This is a genomic window from Chromatiaceae bacterium (genome assembly GCA_024235395.1).
Classification (GTDB): domain Bacteria; phylum Pseudomonadota; class Gammaproteobacteria; order Chromatiales; family Chromatiaceae; genus Thiosocius.
Genome location: JACKMK010000004.1, coordinates 522230 through 539581, shown reverse-complemented (window position 1 = coordinate 539581; position 17352 = coordinate 522230). Strand labels below are relative to the sequence as shown.

Below are 17352 nucleotides of genomic sequence, written 5' to 3'. Positions count from 1 at the left end.
ACACCATGGCACCATCCGCGCTCCCCGGCCGCAACAAGCAGCAGCGTCACATGAACCAAGGCACCGTATTTTCCGTGCTCGCCGCGATCAGCCTGTCGCACTTTCTGAACGACACCATGCAATCGGTGATGCTCGCCAGTTACCCGCTGTTCAAGAGTGGGTTCGGGCTGAGCTTCGCGCAGATAGGCCTGATCACGCTGGCTTTCCAGTTTACGGCGTCGCTGTTGCAGCCCATGGTCGGCCTGTATACCGATCGCCATCCGCAGCCGTTCTCGCTGGCCTTCGGTATGGCTTGCACGCTGCTCGGTCTGCTCATGCTTTCACTGGCTGGAAGCTTCCCGATGCTGTTGCTGGCAGCGGCGTTGGTCGGCACCGGTTCGTCGGTATTTCATCCGGAGGCCTCGCGCATCGCGCGCATGGCGTCGGGCGGACGGCACGGTCTGGCGCAGTCGATCTTCCAGGTTGGCGGCAACGCCGGCTCGGCGGTCGGCCCACTACTCGCCGCGTGGATCGTGTTACCCAACGGTCAACGCAGCCTGGCATTGTTTGCACTGGTTGCGCTGCTGGCGATGATCCTGCTCGCCGGGGTCGGCGTGTGGTACCGCAATCAGCATCGCCGGCCGAAACCGGCGCCGTCTTCCGATGCTGACATCGTGCTGCCGCGTGGCCGCGTCAGATCGGCGCTTGGCGTGCTGCTGGCGTTGATGTTTTCCAAGTTCTTCTACATGGCCAGCATCAGCAGCTACCTGATCTTCTACCTGATCGAACATTACGGCGTCGACACCCGCACCGCGCAGTACCACCTGTTCTACTTTCTGTTCGCGGTCGCAGCCGGCACGCTGCTGGGGGGGCCGATCGGTGATCGCATCGGTCGCCGAAAAGTGATCTGGCTGTCGATTCTCGGCGTCGCCCCGTTCACGTTGGCGCTGCCGTATGTCGACCTGCAGACGTCGGCGATCTTGACCCTGCTGATCGGCTTCATGCTCGCATCCGCATTCCCGGCGATGGTGGTGTATGGCCAGGAACTGGTGCCGGGCAGGACCGGAACGATCTCCGGGCTGTTCTTCGGACTGGCCTTTGGGCTGGCCGGCATCGGCGCGGCACTGATGGGCACGCTGGCCGATCGATGGGGCATCGAGACCGTCTACCGCCTGTGTGCCTTTCTGCCGTTGATCGGGTTGTTGGCGGTGTTTTTGCCGGACCTGCGAGGCAGGGCGGTCGTGGCGGCCGAAGGCGCTGGCTAGCGTTCAGCGGGACGAACCTCGCCAACGACCGGGGCGGGAGACGAAGCGGTGAGCACACGCCAGCCAGCGGCGCAATATGCGCCGCGGCGGATACGCGTTGGACACATCGACTCGGCCCGATAGACCGTGGAGGCGGCACGGGCCGTAAAACCAAGCAGCAACCCTGTAGCCGAACGCGGCTATCGGCCCTTTTTCCGGAGCACCCCCATGATCCCGATGCCGATCAACAGCACGGGTGCCGGGATTGCGACGTCCTGGACCGGTGTCAACAGATGCGTGGCGGCGAACGCATATTGATCGCCACCCCCCTCACCGGTAAAGCCGAGCAGGATGCCGAAATTGTCACAACCGCTGGCAGGGCAGGTGGTCGAAACGGTGGTGCTGAAGGGGCCGTAGTTCAACGGGCTGGTACCGCTCGCGACACCCGGTCCGACCGCCGCGACGGGTGTGCCCTGAACGATGGCCTGCATGATCGTGGACGACGCGAGCGCCGGGGCAAGCGAGACAGGGCCACCCGTCAGCGGGTCGGTCAGGACGCCGGTCAGCGTGGCCATCGAGGTCAAGGTCGCGCCGGCCGGTTCCGCTGGTGCAAACGGCGATGTGAACGAAAACCCGAACGTCGAGGCTACACCGAGTCACTCAACGAGCGGCTGGCAAAAAGCTTAGGCTTAGACCGTTTTGTTCGTTGGGCAGTAGGCCACTTCGGGTCAAATAGTCCACTAGTCGTCTACCAAAAACTTTCTCGCCCTGGGAGCTTAGATGTCTCTCGTCAGAATACGTGATCTTGCCATCAATCAGCAGGTCTTCAGGCAGTTTCAGGCTCATCGCTTCGATCTTTGCGACGTAGAGGATGCCCATCTCGCCGGCCATTCGGGCGAATTCACGATCTATATGCGCGATCATCCGCTGGCTTTTTTCCGTGATTGATGCGGAAAGCTGTTCACGGACAGGCTCAGTGAGGCTCAAGGACGCTGGAGCGCGGCTTAGAATCGGCAGCATGCCGATCATGTATGTCCTCACGCCTGACTCGTCCTGGAGGCGCTTCAGATAGGCGACCACCTGCGCCATCGAATCTTTGGACAAATCACGCGCGGTGGCCTGAGAGAAGGGTACGTGAAAGAGTCGGTCGGCTGTTTGGGTGTAGATAATGACCGAGAGATTGTTCGCATTCTCCGTTGCGAAACTCAGCAGGTCATCGTAGTGGCAGCGATGAGGCGGGCGCCCTCCCAAAAACGTGTGCGCCCGGCAGTACCCACGCGACACACTCGCGATGAATGGATACTCGGAGTTCACGGCCAAGCTGTTGTACAAATCCATGCCATGACTACCACCCGTCACAAAGACTCCCTTTCCGTACTTTTCGACGCATTTGCGGAACACCGCCCTGAATGCCTGCGTGAACTCTTCAGAATGAATGTGGCAGCCACGGTTGATCATGGGATTGTTGCTAACCGCAGTGGCTTCTTCGATCGCCTTGTAATTGGAATATCGATCCGGGTAGACCATCGAGAAAATGGAGTCGCGGTAGATTGACGAAGCGAGGCCGGCGACGCCAAGCACCACGATGCTGATGGCGGAGAAGTGGAGAATCTGGGGACGGCTAGTGATGGCCTTCTTCCGAAAAGGTTTTTCCCAGTACCTCCAGCTGAAGTATGCGATGACCATGGAAACTGCGCTCAGTGCAAGAAGAACTGGAAGAATGTGAGGTTTCGCGATGTTGAGTTTCGCAAACGCGAACATCGGCTGATGCCAGAGATATAGGCTGTAGCTCATGAGGCCGACAGCCACGAGTGGTTTGGCCGCCAGCAGGCGACCGGTAGCGCCGGATGGCGAAGCTCCGGCAATTATCGCCGCGGTCGCCAATACCGGAATTAACGTGATGAGACTTGGGTGCGGAGTGTTATCGTCAAACAGGACGAATGAAACAAGCAACACTATGAGTCCGAGAAAAGCTGCGCCGTTCTTCAGCGAATCTGGAATGCTGGCGAGTAGATTTTTCCGGAGCGCGAGCGCTACCAAACTGCCGATCAACAACTCCCAAGCGCGTGTCGGAAGCAGATAGAAACTCGCCACGGATGCGTTACGCCATCCCCATTCTGAGAGCCCAATACTTCCGACAATAACGACCGACAGCGCAAGCCAGAGACGATTTCTGGCGTAGCGCCAAACGAGCAGCAGGAGCAGGGGAAAGAAGATGTAGTACTGCTCTTCGACCGCCAAGCTCCATGTGTGAAGCATCGGGCTGGTTTCCGAGGCTGTGCCGAAGTAACCGGACTGTTGCCAAAAAAAATATTCGAGACGAAGAGCAAGACCGCGATGACACTCTTGCTGAAGTCGTCCAGTTGCGAAGGGTTGAGAAAGAACGGGGCGGCCAGAATTGTGGATGCAACGACCAAAAACAGCGCGGGCAGGATGCGTCTGGCCCGCCTTTCGTAGAAATTGACGATCGAGAAGCGGCGCTCGGCAATCTCTTCCACGATAACGCCAGTGATGAGGTAGCCACTGATCACGAAGAAGACGTCAACACCGAGAAAGCCTCCATAGAGGTAAGGTACATGTGCGTGGAAAAAAACCACAGGTATTACGGCGACTGCCCGCAAACCATCGACGTCAGGTCTGTATTTCACGAAACGTTCTCGACTGAAACTTGTGTTTTGCGTCTGCGCAAATCGAACCTGGGACTCGGTTGACGCCTCTCTCACGACCCGGGGACTGGGCCAGCTTGAGGGGCAGGTAATTCGTTTTTATCCACTTAGTAGGAGCGCCGCAAGCGGTGTGCCGGCCATTAGTGGAGCATAGGCAGCATGATCCGCCTCGCCTCAGGCTGAACCGCGCAGTGGCGGCCGTTGAAACGTGCGTCAGACGGGACCACTGACAGAAAAAAACGATCAGGCGTTCGCTTTGGTACTCGTACCTAAACCAGTCACTGGCTCGGGATCGATTCCCTCCGTCCGCGCGCTTGCGGCCATGTTGCGTCAGCAGCGGACGCCACCGAAATCAGCCCGCCTCGACCGCTCGATGTTGGCTGCCGAGGTTCGCCGCCCAGCGGGCGCATTTGCGCTTTCCCGGTGGGAGCGGAAGATTCACCGGTGTCCGGAAATCTCCCGCTTTTTGCTGATGATGTAGTCGCTCATGGGGAGTGGCCGATCACAACGGATGCTGCGCCGGATGTTCCAGCTTCATACCCGGCGATTTGAATCCGACCCGGTGTCAAAAAAAGACGCCGCTCAGGACGGCTTCCAGGGCATTGCGCACACTCCCCGGCGAGAGCTGATGTCCGTCGCTGCTGCATCCGCGCAGAGGCCGGTGACATGATCGGTTCCCGTCCGGATCAGCTGGAGACATGGGCCCGACACCGTGCCAACCCTCGTGGAGGTCCTGGCCGGCTAGGACGACTGGAGCCAGCGAGGCACCTTCGCGTTTCCTCGCCGAGCGCAGTGAACGGCAGGCCGGTGAGCAACGACTACTGATTGAGAAGATTCAGCGCAAGTCGAGCAACGAAGCCCCGACCAACAAACCGGCCGTAGTGGCGTTGGATGAGCTCAGCGCGCTGAGCCTATCTGCCGCCGCCGCGCACCGCGCGCTCCGAGCAGCGCAAGTGCCATCAGGGTCAGCGTCGCAGGCTCTGGCACCGCCGCCCTCGACACAATCTGCCCGCCCGCGGCGACTTCGCGATCGATCGATCCGCTGCCACAATCGGCGGTGCTACAGATGCCCTCAAAGCTGGGGAACAGGGCGGCAATGGCGATGGTGCCACCGGCGTCCGTCATCGCGGCTACCAGTGCAAACGAGAGGATGTTCTGCCCCGAGAGGTCGGCGAGCCCGAAGTTGGTGATCGCCGTGATTGTGCTTGCATCCAGGCCGAAACCGACCGCTCCGAGGTCGGCGGTGTCATAGCTCGTGCCAGGCAAAGCGGTGCCGGCCGTGGTCGTGAATGTCGCATTCGAGAATACGTTAGTGCTGGCATCGTAGGTGTAGGTCCCTGTCACCGTGCCGCCGTCATTGAATGCAGCCGAGAGGTCCCACACGACCGGGATGGCGTTTGCAGTGGTCGCTGCGGCGGCCAGAACGAGGCTCGCGATCAGGCGGATCGTGGTCGAAAGTCGGTTCATGTTCGGGTCCCCCTCATTGGGCGCCGTTCGAAAGCAGGCGCCGCAGGTTTGCTTGCGTCTCGGGGATCATGCACGAATCGGGCCGCGCGTGGTTTTGCCTTGGCCGCTCAATGCGTTGCGGCAAACCGTCGGGTTCTCAACTGCCTGAAGGCCGCGTCCGTGTAAAGAGTTCCGACAGTTGGTGGGCGCCCTGGAGATGCGCCGGTTGCGTCCCAATGGCTCACCGCAAGGCACCCCCGTGACCGGTGGCCCCTGGGAGGGTTGCTCACAACGGCTGTCTTGCTCAGTGCCCTGGACGCTCCCTGGCTGTCGGGACTCGGCCGCGCAATGGGATACCCCTGACCAGCGTTCGGATAGGGGGTTCACAAGGCCTCAGACTGCACCCCGGCGAGGTTGCCGGGAAGGTCCCGTCGGAGGCAGATTGGCGCCGGAGCGGACACCGGAGTCTGCCAGGTCAGTTCCGACGCGGGGGGCGTTGGCGGAGGGGGTGTCCGCTTACCCGGGGTCCAAACCCTTCCAAACGGGTATCATAAGCCACGGAAAACAAAGCAATACTGTTCAAAACGGTCTGCATGGGTCCATACTAGACCTGAACCTAAACAGGGGCAGGAACAGGGGCAGCCGCCATGCCGAGACCGATTCACAGACTCAACGACAAGCGATGCAAGCACGCCAAGCCCGGCAAGCTGGCCGACGGTGGCGGGCTATTCCTGCGGACACTGGGGAGCGGCTCGAGCCGCTGGGTGTTCCAGTACACGCGTGACGGCCGCACCCGGGAGATGGGGCTCGGCGGCTACCCTGGAGTGACGCTGGCCAAGGCCCGCGCGGAGGCAGAGCGCAACCGCAAGCATCTTGCCGCCGGTCGCGACCCGATCGAGGCGAAGACACAACAGCGAACCCGGAAGAAGTCACAGCGGACGTTCGCGTCGGCGGCTGCCGCGTACATTCGTGCGCATCGTCGTGGGTGGGCCAACCGCAAGCATGCTCACCAGTGGGTCAGCACCATGAAGACTTACGCGCGGCCCGTGATCGGTGAGACCGAGGTCGCGGCCATCCAGGTCGCTGACGTGCTGCGCATCCTGCAACCGCTCTGGACATCCAAAACCGAGACCGCCAAGCGCGTGCAAGGTCGCCTGGAGAACATCATCGATTTCGCCGCTGCAATGGGCTGGCGGACCGGAGACAATCCGGCCCGGTGGCGCGGGCACCTGGATAAGCTGCTGCCGTCGCCGTCCAAGGTCCGCAAGGTGCGGCACCATCCGGCCTTACCTTATGCCGAGCTGCCGGCGTTCTGGTCTCAGCTGGCCGCGCATGATGGTACAGCTGCCGATGCGCTGCGGTTCACCATCTTGACTGCATGCCGCACTGGCGAGGTTCTGGGAGCCCGATGGGATGAGATCGACGGCGACGTGTGGACCATTCCCGCCGAGCGGATGAAAGCCGGACTGGCTCATCGCGTGCCGCTCAGCAGTGCGGCGCTGGGTATCCTGGAGTCGGTCGATCGGGTAGGGGACTACGTCTTCGCCGGTCGGTTTCATGATCGGCCGATCTCGAACATGACCATGCTGAAACTGCTGCAGCGTCACATGGGCCGCGGCGATCTCACGGTGCATGGATTTCGATCGACTTTCCGCGATTGGGCAGAGGAAACGACGGGGTTCCCCGCTCGCGTCTGCGAGGCGGCACTCGCGCACACAATTGGCGATAAGACCGTTGCTGCTTACCAGCGCGGCGACCTGTTCGAGAAACGCCGCATGCTGATGGATCTCTGGTCGAGCTTCTGCATCAGCGGGAAGGCGCTGATCGTGGCGAAGATCGCCTGACACTCTCCGAAGCGGCTCGTTCTGGGCCGCTCACCCTTGATAAGCCTTTTGTCGCGATATGTAACCAGGGGTTACCAATTCGAGCGATTTTCCATAGCGAGCAGTTGACTAGATTTCGGCTCGCAGGGCTTGTGCATTCTGGGTTCTATTTTGTAAATCGCGATTATATTCCCAAGACTATTTACTGTGCCTGTGCTGATCTGTTTATTTTGAAACGGATAGTTACCAGCGGATATGTCGCTTTTCGATATTCCGGATTTCCAAATCTAGATTTTGTTGTAGCGTTTATTTCGCGAGCTGATTTCCAAATCAATCATGTAGGAGCGAAGCAGATGAAACGACTACTACCAACCAAGAGCGTCGAAGACCGTGTGGGCCGGCGCAAGTCCTGGATTTACGGCGAGGTCGATGCGGGCCGGTTCCCGTTGCCGGTTCGTCCGGGCCTTTGGCTCGAAGCCGAAGTCGAGCAATGGATCGATGAGCAGATCGCCAAGCGCGATGAGCGAGGTGCGGCATGACTCGGGAAACCAAACTCGAAGCCGCCAGGGCGGCGCTGCCCGTCTTGCTCGACCAACTGGAACAGGCTGAAGACAACGAGACTCGCGCGGGCCTGTTCGATGCGCTGCGCCTGGTCGCCGACGTGCTGACTGGTGACCAGTCCGATGCCTCGTGAGAAGCGGTTGAGCATGACCGACGTCATGCAGCACGGGAACTACTCATCACTGACCGAGGTTTGGCGCGCGTACCACGAGGGGCGGATCCCGCGGCCGCGGTACGAACGGGGCAGGCGGTACTGGCTGTCGGGCGACTTCAAGCGATTCGCTGATGCCAAGCGCGCCCACCGGGTTGCCGAGCAACAGCGCCGTGCGGAGCAGATGCGGACCGAAGACCTGAAGCGACGCGACGCGGCACGGAAGCCGCTTGAGGCTGCGTTCGAAGATGAGCCCGAGAATAAAGAAACGCCCGGTCCAAAGACCGGGCGCTTCCCCCTCGCATCACAACCACCAACTAGCCGTGACCCGCAATGAATAACGCATCCCCACCGGAGTTGCATCCGGTTTCTGTTCGGAGGGCGCGTTGATGGCCGCAAAGATGCCCAAGCCGTCGGGGCTCGCGCCGACTATGGCGACCATCGACAGCTCGCATCACGAAATCGCTGTGACTGTCATTCGCCGACAGACCGCGCTCGACGGCCAGCCGCCTGTGTTTGTGCATGGCGTGCTGTATCGGGTCGACAGCGCTGGTCTATGGCGTCCGTTTGACCAGCTCGAAAAATTCATCGGCGAGAACGTCAACGGTCAGAAACTGTGTCGCACCCGGGGCCATTACCGGGCGATCGCTGATCATGTTCGGGATCTGCAGCGGGACGATGAATTTTTCGAGCACGCGGCCACAGGGGTGTGCACGCCGACCGGGTTCATACAGCTGGACGTGAAGGCCGCGGGAATATCCAAGGCGGCGCTGACGCCGGCACACCACCAGCAGTACATGCTTCCGGCCTCGCCGGACAAGCAAGCCAAGATGCCATTGTTCCAGGGGTTACTGGACAACGCACTCGACCCGGAGCAAATCGCCTTGCTGCAGCAGATGTTCGGCGGTGCGCTGTTCGGCATCGTCGCGCTGTGGCATCTGGTGTTCTTGTTTCTCGGGCCCGGGCGTACCGGCAAGTCGACCGTGTTGAGGATTCTCGAAGCGATATTCGATCCGGCATCGGTCTCGGCGCTGTCGCCTTACCGATGGGACTCCGAGTATTACACCGTGCAGTTGGCAGGCCGGCTGCTCAACATCGTCGGCGAGGTCGATCCCGACAGGCCGCTGCCCGCCGCGGACTTCAAGAACATCGTCGGCCGCGACCTGGTCGCCGGTCGGCACCCAACGCACCGGCCGGTGTTCTTTCGAAACACAGCCACGCACGTCTTTGCGGGCAACAGCCTGCCGGTCACCCGGGATCGTACAGACGCATTCTTTGCCCGATGGATCTGTCTGGACTTTCGCAACCCGATCCCGCGCGAGAAGCGCATCCCCGACCTTGCCGAGCGGATCATCGCAGACGAGTTACCCGCGGTCCTGTACTGGGCTTGCCAAGGCGCTGTGAAACTTGCGCGCGCCGGGCGGTTCATGGAGACCAACGCACACCGCGGCCTTATGGCGCGCTGGCGTCGCGAGGCGAATCCGGTCGAGCAGTTCCTACACGATGACGAGTGGGTGAATCTCGACGACAGCCTATCGCTCGGCTTGTGTCCGCTGAAATCAGAGTTCTATCCGGCGTTCAAGAACTGGTGCGCTGAAACCGGCCACAAGGCACCGGGGCGCAACAAGGCGCTGGCACTGCTCGAAGGTGCGGGCGTTGAGTTTCAGCGTCCGCATGCGTCCGCCCCGATCCATATCAAGGGCGTGAGGTTCATCAAGTGATGTGTACGTTTTGCACGCTTTTAACAAGGGGACTCCACCCCCTTACGCGTGCGCGCGCGCATAGATACCCCAGCATCCCCTTGAAAACCGTGCAAAGCATCCACTGACCAACCGAGGACTGCACCATGACTGCCGATCAACACCAAGCCCTGGAAGAACAAACGCTGAAGGTCACCGAAGCGCTGAACCGTTTCACGCTGAAGCTCGGGGACATGGGATACGATCCGATCGCCATCGGGTCGGCGCTGCAGGCGTGCGCGATAACCTGGTTCGTCTCAATCCACGGGCAGGAAAACCTGTCGCGGTTCGCCAAGGATCTGCGCGATCTACTCGACTTCGAGGATCTGACCGTGATCGATGATGCCAAGATCATCAGCATGGCGCGGTCGCGCAACCTGGAACCGATCAAACTGCGCAACGGCAACTGGCAGTTCCGTGAAGTGGTCAACGCTGACCCTTGGGCAGCGGCCGGCGACGTGAAGGAATACAAGCCACCGTTCGGTTACAGCACCGTCAACGCCATGGCATTCCTGATGACTTTCCCGCGGCTCGACGAACGGCTGGAACCGGTGCGTGATGTCTTCACTGAACATTCAGACCCACAGCCGTCGGGCGATGACGAGCCGCCAGCTGCGTGACCGGGGGGGCGAGCAAACTCTGGAGCCGCCAGCCGTAGAACGGTCGGGTGTCACGCTTCTTACGACCGCAGGTTTCCACGATCCCGGTACTGACTGAGAAACAATCATGGCATCACGAAATTGTTTGATTTGTGGAAGCCCAACGGCACGCGACGGCGCGACTGGCCGGCGACCAGATTATTGCGGGCCGAAATGTCGCGAGATTGCTGCTCGCCGAAAGAAGCCGCTGTTTCGTCGGCTGGATTTCCTGAACGCCGAGATCGCGAAGTTCGAAGCCGAGGATGATTTTCTCGCATCGCTGAAATTCGCGGACGGTCGCACCACCGACGAAGTCCTGATCGATCTGCGTGCCGAACGTGACCACCTGGAGCGCGAACTGTTCGGCTGAAAAATACCAGATGCACAGCTCGAAAAGCCATGATTCACTGCACCTGGCGCGATTGATTAGAGCCGCTGTTCTGACCCATCGCAGGTAGCCGCCGCCCACACAGCGCCATCGCGCGGGCCTCAGCTATCGGAACCCTTGTTTATCTCGGGGGCCGATGGCGTGCGCCCATCGGATGCCCCACTGAACGGAGCATTCAAACCATGTGGTATCTGGATCTAACCAATCACCAACGCTCGGCGCTGATGGAGCATGCGCCCGGTATCAACGATCTGCTGGTGAAGCTTGAGCGGAAGATGGAAGGGCGGAGCGTCGCCGATCCGCCGCACCCCAACGATTTCAACAGGACGCGTCGCGCTGTAGTCGATGCGGCAAGGCCGTTCGCTGACAAGCCCGCCTTGAGTGACACTGAAAAGGTCGCCTTCGACGCGCTAGTCGAAGTCACCGACTCCTTGGGCAATGCCGCAGACAAAGCCGCCCGGCAGCGCGAGCTGAACGACGAAGCCGCTGCCGCGTTTGGTCGGCCCGTCGATGGCCGCGGTTCGGTTACGGGCTGGGTCGACGCGAACGGCCGACCGGTTGCAGTGCTCGCGCCTGAAGACCGGCTATCGAGTGCTGACGGCGGCGACTTTCGTGATCTGCACATCGGTTCGTTGATGCGCGCGATGGCCGGTGCCGGTACGCGCAACGATCTGGCGATCCGCGCGCTTCAAGAGGGTTTGGATTCGGCAGGCGGCGTGACCGTGCCGGAACACCTGGTCCGGCAGTTCATCGACCTGATGCGCGCCCGGACCCGCGTTATTCAGGCTGGTGCGAGAACCGTTCCTCTATCGACGGAGAAAACCAGCATTGCCCGGATCACGTCTGACCCGACCGCCGCATGGCGCGCCGAGCTGGGCGCGGTTGCCCAGTCTGAGCCGACGTTCGACAAGGTCGAGTTCGTTGCGCGCAGTCTGGCCGTCAAGCTGCCCGTCTCGCTGGAGCTGCTGCAGGACAGCTTGAACATCGAAGACGCACTCCGCACCGCGTTGGCCGGTGCCTTCGCTGTCGAGATGGACCGCGTCGCGTTGTTCGGATCCGGCACCGCGCCCGAGCCCGAAGGCGTGGCCAACGTGACGGGTGTCAATGAAGTCAGCATGGGCACGGACGGCGCGGCCCTGAGTGGCTACGGGGAACTGCTGCAGGCGTTCCAGGCTATTGCCGATGCCAATGCACCGGAGCCGACGGCGTGTCTCATGGCACCGCGTACCAAGTTCGCGTTTGCCGGACTGACCGCCACCGACGGTCAACCGTTGATGGCTCCAAAGGTGATCAACGACGTGCCGTTCATGGACAGCACCAACCTCCCGGTCGACGAATCCCACGGCACCGCAACCAACGCGAGCCGGATCATCACTGGCGACTTCAAGCAATTGTTGATCGGCGTCCGTCAGGGGCTCCGAATCGAAGTGTTGAGGCACACCTTGGCCGATGATTTGACGATTACGTTTGTCGCGCATCTGCGCGCCGACGTGGCGCTGGTTCATCCGGCAGCGTTCGCGATGGTGACGGGGATTGTCCCCGCGTAATCCAGACCTGACGCGTATCCCCTCGGCGGCCGAGATCGCCGAGGGGATCGACGCAGCCTGGAAACTCGGGTTCTACCGCCCACCCGCAACACGCAAACCACCCCCTGTGGTCTGGGCAATGACGCTGGCTGAGGTCGGCGACGTGCTCGGGCTGTCCGCTGAACGCGTCCGCCAGATAGAGGCGAGCGCCCTCAAGAAATGCCGGCGCTGGGCTGAACAGCGCGGGCTCGACCTGACCGATCTAATCACGAGGTAACCGCGATGCCCGGTTCTTACGAAGACCTGCTGGTCCGAATCGATGCTACCACGGAGCAGCTGCGCCGCGAGATGAAGCGCGGCGAGGAAACCGTCAGCAGTTTCCAGCGCAATGTCGACCGGCATCTGACCAAGGTGGACAAGAGTTTCGACCGGCTCGATCGAATGGCGCGCAGTGCGGTCGCTGGCCTTGGGCTGCTCGGCGGGGCGCTGTCTATTGGCGCGATGACGCGTTTCGCGACGGATACCGTAGCCGCGGCGGACAAGGTCGCGAAATTGTCCAACCAGATCGGCGTGAACTCGACGTCGCTGCAGGAATGGCAGTTTGCTGCCAGCCAGGCCAGCATCCCGGTCGGCGTGCTGGAAACCAGTTTGGAGCGCCTGACGCGACGAATCGGCGAGGCCCGGCACGGACAAGGCGAGCTGGTGAAGATCTCCGACGAGCTCGGGCTGTCGCTCGGTTCGACCGAAGAAACCTTCCTGGAGATCGCCGACGCGATCAAGAACGCCAAGGACGAACAGGAGGCCACCCGGATCGCGTTCAAGGCGTTCGACTCCGAAGGGCGAGTGCTGACGCGCGTGCTGCGCGATGGGCGGCAAGGGCTCCGCGAATACGGCGACGAGGCGCAACGTCTGGGGATCGTGCTGTCGTCTGACAATCTGGCCAAGGCCGAGGCGATCAGCGACGAACTCGACAAGCTGAACAAGGTCATTCGGGTCAATCTGCAAGAGGGTCTGCTCACCGGGCTCGGGACCGACATCGACGAATTCTCGAACGCGATCTCGCCCGAGATGGCGCAGTCGCTGCAGGACATCGGCGAGGGGATGGGGTCAGCGTTCAAATGGGTCATCGAGAACCGAGAGTCGATCATCGACACGCTGGAAACGATCGGCGGCGCGCTCACTGGGAGATTCCTGGTCGGTCTGGCCACGGCAAGCCCCCACCTGCGGGCGGCCGGTCTGGTCGCTGGCGCATTGGCATCGACCGACGCCGCTGACGAACTCGGCCAGCGGGTCGAATTGGGCGTTGCCAGCGCCAACCGGCGAGCGGGTTTCTCGAACCCGTTCGACCTGAACAGAGAACTCAATCTCGCCAGCGCGCTGCCAAAAGACGAACAGCTCCGCTACCTCCGCCAGTGGCACACGGAGATGCAGACGCTTGCCGCTACCTACGATGACGCGGCGCTCGCGATGGTGGACGTCGACGATCGGATCTACGAGCTGACCCAGGGCACGGAAGACGTGCTTCAGATCGTGATCCCGTACCGCAAAGAACAAGAGAAGGCCAACACTGCGAACCAGGCGGGCGCCAAGGCCGCCCAGGAACTCGCCGAGAAGCTCGACAAGCTGCAGGCGAGGTACGACGACGGGTTCGCGAACATCGTGAAGTACCAGGGCGCGCAGGCCGACTTGAAGCTGCTCTATGACAACGGGCGGATCTCGCTGGATGAATGGACCGACGCGCTCAACAACCAGCAGAACGAGCTGGCCGGCATGGACGAGGCGGTCGAGGAAGCCGCCCAGGGGGTCGGTTATCTCGCTGCAGCGTTCGACGAGGCGATCAGGCGGATCGACACATCGTTTACCGCCATGTGGCGCAGTGTTTTGGGCGGTGCTGAGACGACGTTCGAAGCAATCCGGGATACCCTGCGCGACCTGGGAGCGGAGGTCTTGCACGCGCATCTGACAAGGCCGCTGGTCGGGGCTGCGGCCGGTGGGCTTGGCCTGGCTCTGCCCGGGGCAGCGTCGGCGGGTACCGCGGCGGGGGTCGGCGGACTCTCCAGCCTGTTCAGTGGAGCCAATCTGCTCGGCGGGCTGAGCGCCGGATCGTCGATCATCCAGGGGGCTGGGTACTTCGGCGGCATCGGTGCGACAGCCAACTTCGCGACCTCGGCGCTCGGTGCCGGGAATCTCGGGGCGGCCTTGGGCGCCGCTGCGCCTTACCTGGCACCGCTGGCCCTGGCGGTGCCGCTGCTGTCCGGGTTGTTCAAGGACAAGACCGATCCTCGCGTCGGCCTGAAGACGGGCGGTGAGTATTTCGAGGACAACGTCTATCAGACGTCGGCGTTCGGCCGGGTAGGGTTCCGGGCGGCATCGCACGGCATGGATGCGGGTGACGAATCCTGGCAGGCGTTGCTGTCCACGATCGTCGCGCTCGACAACACGATCGCGTCGCTGATGTCCGAGAGCGAGGTTTCGTCGACGACCTCGCGCCTGCACGGGTTCATGGGCGAGCTGCGTGACCTGGACGGGCTGGGTGACGAAGATCTCGCGCGCCTGATCGCTGATCGGATGCAAGTCGTCGTTGCCGAGATGTCTGGCGTAATCGGTGACGCCTTCCGGGCGGTCACAGCGCAGTTCTCCGGATCGACCGAAGATCTCATCGCGATGACGTCCACGCTCGCGCAGATCTCAGCGCAGCTCGACGTCGACGTGCTGAGCGAGTATCAGCGCCAGGTTGAGATGAGCAGCCGCTCGCTGACCGACACGTACTTCGAGCAGGGCATGGCGGTTCGCGACCTGGCGGCCGGCTTGGATGCCTCGGTCAGCTCGGTCCAGGCGCTCGCCGACGCCAACGCGAACCGCATGCAGATCGAACTGCAGCTGCTCGGCCAGCTGGACGCGGCGGCGGCGTCGATTGAGCAGACGCTTGGGGGCACCATCGAGAGCATCACGCTCGACCTGCTCGACCAAGAGGGCAAGTACGATCGGATTCGCGGCCAGGCCGAAGCGCTCGCCGCTTCGCTCGATAGCATGATGGACCCGACCAGGATCGAAGAAACGGTCGCCGAAATTGACCGGCTTACCAATGCGGCCTATGGATTGCTCGACGACTCGCAGCGCGCGGATATGGGCCAGGAGTTCATCGGGTTCCTGCAGGACGTCGAAGCGCTGGCCCAGGCGAAACTCGACCAGGCGCGCCAGGATGTCGTGACCGAGTCGGCCGCGCTGCGCGACGTCATCGAATCAGCATTCTCGAAGTTCGCCGGCCAGATCTCGCAGGCGGCATCGACCATGCAGTCGGCGGCGTCGACCATGCAGTCGGCAGCCAATTCGATCCCGAGGACCATTCAGGTCGTGTTGCCCGGGCTTGGAGAAGTCAATGGTTAATAGTCCCAGTGGTCCGGCGCGGGCAGCTTGGGAGTAGGCGCGTCCGGGTTCACTCTAAAAACGTTCTTGCAGACGTTGCAGTGATGACGCGGATCAAAAGACGATTCGTGATCGGTGACGAGGTGGATCAATCGTTTTCTTTCGTCCCAGCATACCGGGCAAAATGGTACCGGCTCTTCTTGACGCCAGTAGACACCTTTTTTGAAAAGTAGCTCTTTCTCGACAGCAACCTGCTGCTGCAACTCGAGCAGTTCCGCTTTCAGGGCGACGTTTTGGGATTTTGACTCAACCAAGCTGTTCATCAGCTCGGCGATGGTCAACTTGAGATTCGCATCGTCAATCGAATCGGTGATCTTCCTCATTTCGCCGATCAGTCGCAGACCCGTTTCGATCTGAGCATAAGCAGCGCTGGCGGTCGTCAGTATTGTGGATAGATCCATTGCTGACTCCTGAATAGAACAGGGGCATAAACAGGGGCAAATTCGGATTGATCGACTAAAAAAGCCGAAAAAACAGAATGTTAAAAGAGGCTATTGGCGGAGGGGGTGGGATTCGAACCCACGGTAGGCTTTCACCTACGACGGTTTTCAAGACCGTTGCATTCAACCGCTCTGCCACCCCTCCGGTGTCGGCAAGGCGCCGAAGCATACCGCAAATCCCCTGCAATACAACCGTCTTTGCGCCTTGAATCGGCGTTGGGGTGACCCCAGAAATGCGCTATCCTTCGACGAAACTTTCAGTGCCCGGAGGGGTCTGAAGTGTTGATTTCTACGAGAAAATTGCCCAGGAGGCATGTGCAATGAACCGTTACGAGAACGTAATCGCCCACAGTGGCAGCCAGGCGGCGTCGAGCAACAAGGTGCTGAAAAACACCTACATGTTGCTGTCTGCCACGCTCGGCTTCAGCGCCCTGATGGCGGTGCTTTCGATGGCCATCGGTGTGCCGCCTATCGCCTATCTGGTGGCCGTGATCGCGGCCATGGTGCTCGGTATCTTCGTGCTGCCGCGTACCGCGGATTCCGCCAGCGGCATCGGGGTGATCTTCCTGATCACCGGCCTGCTCGGGTTCGGGCTGGGGTCGGTGCTGAGCATGTACCTGGCGTTGCCAAACGGCCCGCAGGTGATCGCGACCGCATTCGGCGGCACGGGGATCATCTTCCTCGGCCTGTCCGGCTATGCACTGACGTCGAAACGGGATTTCAGCTTCATGGGAGGCTTCCTGTTCGCCGGCATGATGGTCGTGGTACTGGCAATGATCGCCAACCTGTTCCTGCAGATGCCGGCGTTGTCGCTGGCGGTCTCGGGCGGCATCATCCTGCTGATGAGCGGTTTCATCCTGTTCGACACCAGCCGGATCCTGCGCGGTGGTGAGACCAACTACATCATGGCCACCTACGGCCTGTACCTGAGCATCTTCAATATCTTCATCAGCCTGTTGCAGATCCTCGGGATCATGGGTGACGAATAAACGCTACGGCGTGTCCGCAGCGACCCCGGCCCGGCGCCGGGGTTTTTTCTGCGCGGAATGGAGGTGAGGCACGATGGACTGGATGAAGATTCTCGGCGTTGTCGCCGGCATCATGATGCTGTTCGTGCTGTGGCCGGCGTATAAACACTGGTCGGTCAACAGCCCGAAGGCCGAGAAGGGCGACTGGCAGGCCGCGCTCTTGCCGCTGGCGGCGGTGATCGGCCTGGTGATCCTGTTGATCGTCGCGGTCAGGTGAGACCGCGGCCTCGACGCTGAGCGCCTTCCCGGCCACGATGCGCGGGCCGGCCGGCGTGCTAGTATTTTATTGCCCGCAGA

Annotated in this window: 18 protein-coding genes and 1 tRNA gene; 13 read left to right on the top strand and 6 right to left on the bottom strand. The window is 61.4% G+C overall.

The annotated features are described in order from the left end of the window. Positions 1-5: 5 nt before the first annotated feature. A complete protein-coding gene (locus H6955_20965) occupies positions 6-1244 on the top strand; it encodes an MFS transporter (protein ID MCP5316039.1) in 1239 nt (412 codons plus the stop codon). Between the two features lie 179 nt (positions 1245-1423). On the opposite strand, the gene H6955_20960 is transcribed toward H6955_20965, so the two are convergent. Next, on the bottom strand, positions 1424-1798 hold the full coding sequence (locus H6955_20960) for a hypothetical protein (GenBank protein MCP5316038.1): 375 nt from the start codon (positions 1796-1798) through the stop codon (positions 1424-1426). An 85-nt stretch (positions 1799-1883) separates the two neighbouring features. After that, a complete protein-coding gene (locus tag H6955_20955) occupies positions 1884-3482 on the bottom strand; it encodes an acyltransferase (protein MCP5316037.1) in 1599 nt (532 codons plus the stop codon). On the opposite strand from H6955_20955, the gene H6955_20950 reads away from it, so the two are divergent. After that, positions 3470-3934 (top strand): hypothetical protein, encoded by a 465-nt coding sequence (locus H6955_20950; GenBank protein MCP5316036.1) that lies wholly within the window; start codon positions 3470-3472, stop codon positions 3932-3934. The two genes, H6955_20955 and H6955_20950, sit on opposite strands and share 13 nt — an antisense overlap. A gap of 852 nt (positions 3935-4786) precedes the next feature. On the opposite strand, the gene H6955_20945 is transcribed toward H6955_20950, so the two are convergent. After that, entirely contained in the window at positions 4787-5356 is a 570-nt protein-coding gene (locus tag H6955_20945) for a PEP-CTERM sorting domain-containing protein (protein ID MCP5316035.1), read from the bottom strand. Positions 5357-5982: 626 nt separating this feature from the next. Between H6955_20945 and H6955_20940 the strand changes: the two genes are divergently transcribed. The 6 genes from H6955_20940 to H6955_20915 all read left to right on the top strand — a co-directional run bounded on the left by H6955_20940 (position 5983) and on the right by H6955_20915 (position 10229). Next, on the top strand, positions 5983-7179 hold the full coding sequence (locus tag H6955_20940; protein ID MCP5316034.1) for an integrase arm-type DNA-binding domain-containing protein: 1197 nt from the start codon (positions 5983-5985) through the stop codon (positions 7177-7179). 332 nt (positions 7180-7511) lie between these two features. After that, positions 7512-7697, top strand: coding sequence for an AlpA family phage regulatory protein (locus H6955_20935; protein ID MCP5316033.1), 186 nt, complete (start codon positions 7512-7514; stop codon positions 7695-7697). After that, positions 7694-7852: a hypothetical protein gene (locus H6955_20930; protein MCP5316032.1), complete on the top strand. Its 159-nt coding sequence runs from the start codon at positions 7694-7696 to the stop codon at positions 7850-7852. The genes H6955_20935 and H6955_20930 overlap by 4 nt, the downstream gene beginning before the upstream one ends. Before the next feature lie 13 nt (positions 7853-7865). Then, on the top strand, positions 7866-8207 hold the full coding sequence (locus H6955_20925) for a hypothetical protein (GenBank protein MCP5316031.1): 342 nt from the start codon (positions 7866-7868) through the stop codon (positions 8205-8207). Between the two features lie 52 nt (positions 8208-8259). Next, positions 8260-9591, top strand: coding sequence for a hypothetical protein (locus H6955_20920; GenBank protein MCP5316030.1), 1332 nt, complete (start codon positions 8260-8262; stop codon positions 9589-9591). A gap of 125 nt (positions 9592-9716) precedes the next feature. After that, a complete protein-coding gene (locus tag H6955_20915; GenBank protein ID MCP5316029.1) occupies positions 9717-10229 on the top strand; it encodes a hypothetical protein in 513 nt (170 codons plus the stop codon). A gap of 112 nt (positions 10230-10341) precedes the next feature. Here the strand turns inward: H6955_20915 and H6955_20910 are convergent, their stop codons facing one another. Then, entirely contained in the window at positions 10342-10716 is a 375-nt protein-coding gene (locus H6955_20910; protein MCP5316028.1) for a hypothetical protein, read from the bottom strand. 101 nt (positions 10717-10817) lie between these two features. On the opposite strand from H6955_20910, the gene H6955_20905 reads away from it, so the two are divergent. From H6955_20905 to H6955_20895, 3 genes are all read left to right on the top strand, one after another. Next, complete coding sequence (locus tag H6955_20905; protein ID MCP5316027.1) at positions 10818-12182, top strand: phage major capsid protein; 1365 nt, start codon at positions 10818-10820, stop codon at positions 12180-12182. A 118-nt stretch (positions 12183-12300) separates the two neighbouring features. Then, positions 12301-12438: a hypothetical protein gene (locus H6955_20900; GenBank protein ID MCP5316026.1), complete on the top strand. Its 138-nt coding sequence runs from the start codon at positions 12301-12303 to the stop codon at positions 12436-12438. A gap of 5 nt (positions 12439-12443) precedes the next feature. Further along, positions 12444-15548 carry a hypothetical protein gene (locus H6955_20895; GenBank protein ID MCP5316025.1) on the top strand — a complete coding sequence of 1035 codons (3105 nt, stop codon included), beginning with the start codon at positions 12444-12446 and terminating at the stop codon, positions 15546-15548. Here the strand turns inward: H6955_20895 and H6955_20890 are convergent. Both H6955_20890 and H6955_20885 read right to left on the bottom strand, forming a co-directional pair. Beyond that, positions 15545-15988: a hypothetical protein gene (locus tag H6955_20890; protein MCP5316024.1), complete on the bottom strand. Its 444-nt coding sequence runs from the start codon at positions 15986-15988 to the stop codon at positions 15545-15547. The genes H6955_20895 and H6955_20890 overlap by 4 nt on opposite strands. 94 nt (positions 15989-16082) lie before the next feature. After that, positions 16083-16172 (bottom strand) — tRNA-Ser (locus H6955_20885). Between the two features lie 175 nt (positions 16173-16347). Here H6955_20885 and H6955_20880 point away from each other — a divergent pair. Continuing rightward, positions 16348-17016 (top strand): Bax inhibitor-1/YccA family protein, encoded by a 669-nt coding sequence (locus H6955_20880; protein MCP5316023.1) that lies wholly within the window; start codon positions 16348-16350, stop codon positions 17014-17016. Between the two features lie 73 nt (positions 17017-17089). Next, positions 17090-17272, top strand: a complete 183-nt coding sequence (locus H6955_20875) for a hypothetical protein (protein ID MCP5316022.1) — start codon at positions 17090-17092, stop codon at positions 17270-17272. The last annotated feature ends 80 nt before the right edge of the window (positions 17273-17352 follow it).

Excerpts from the sequence above, each read along its gene's own strand:
- H6955_20920 (MCP5316030.1), top strand. The coding sequence starts at position 8,260 with ATGGCCGCAAAGATGCCCAAGCCGTCGGGGCTCGCGCCGACTATGGCG.
- H6955_20925 (MCP5316031.1), top strand. The coding sequence starts at position 7,866 with ATGACCGACGTCATGCAGCACGGGAACTACTCATCACTGACCGAGGTT.
- H6955_20880 (MCP5316023.1), top strand. The coding sequence starts at position 16,348 with ATGAACCGTTACGAGAACGTAATCGCCCACAGTGGCAGCCAGGCGGCG.
- H6955_20960 (MCP5316038.1), bottom strand. The coding sequence starts at position 1,798 with ATGGCCACGCTGACCGGCGTCCTGACCGACCCGCTGACGGGTGGCCCT.
- H6955_20935 (MCP5316033.1), top strand. The coding sequence starts at position 7,512 with ATGAAACGACTACTACCAACCAAGAGCGTCGAAGACCGTGTGGGCCGG.
- H6955_20900 (MCP5316026.1), top strand. The coding sequence starts at position 12,301 with ATGACGCTGGCTGAGGTCGGCGACGTGCTCGGGCTGTCCGCTGAACGC.
- H6955_20875 (MCP5316022.1), top strand. The coding sequence starts at position 17,090 with ATGGACTGGATGAAGATTCTCGGCGTTGTCGCCGGCATCATGATGCTG.
- H6955_20965 (MCP5316039.1), top strand. The coding sequence starts at position 6 with ATGGCACCATCCGCGCTCCCCGGCCGCAACAAGCAGCAGCGTCACATG.
- H6955_20940 (MCP5316034.1), top strand. The coding sequence starts at position 5,983 with ATGCCGAGACCGATTCACAGACTCAACGACAAGCGATGCAAGCACGCC.
- H6955_20895 (MCP5316025.1), top strand. The coding sequence starts at position 12,444 with ATGCCCGGTTCTTACGAAGACCTGCTGGTCCGAATCGATGCTACCACG.
- H6955_20915 (MCP5316029.1), top strand. The coding sequence starts at position 9,717 with ATGACTGCCGATCAACACCAAGCCCTGGAAGAACAAACGCTGAAGGTC.
- H6955_20950 (MCP5316036.1), top strand. The coding sequence starts at position 3,470 with ATGTGTGAAGCATCGGGCTGGTTTCCGAGGCTGTGCCGAAGTAACCGG.
- H6955_20905 (MCP5316027.1), top strand. The coding sequence starts at position 10,818 with ATGTGGTATCTGGATCTAACCAATCACCAACGCTCGGCGCTGATGGAG.
- H6955_20945 (MCP5316035.1), bottom strand. The coding sequence starts at position 5,356 with ATGAACCGACTTTCGACCACGATCCGCCTGATCGCGAGCCTCGTTCTG.
- H6955_20890 (MCP5316024.1), bottom strand. The coding sequence starts at position 15,988 with ATGGATCTATCCACAATACTGACGACCGCCAGCGCTGCTTATGCTCAG.
- H6955_20955 (MCP5316037.1), bottom strand. The coding sequence starts at position 3,482 with ATGCTTCACACATGGAGCTTGGCGGTCGAAGAGCAGTACTACATCTTC.
- H6955_20930 (MCP5316032.1), top strand. The coding sequence starts at position 7,694 with ATGACTCGGGAAACCAAACTCGAAGCCGCCAGGGCGGCGCTGCCCGTC.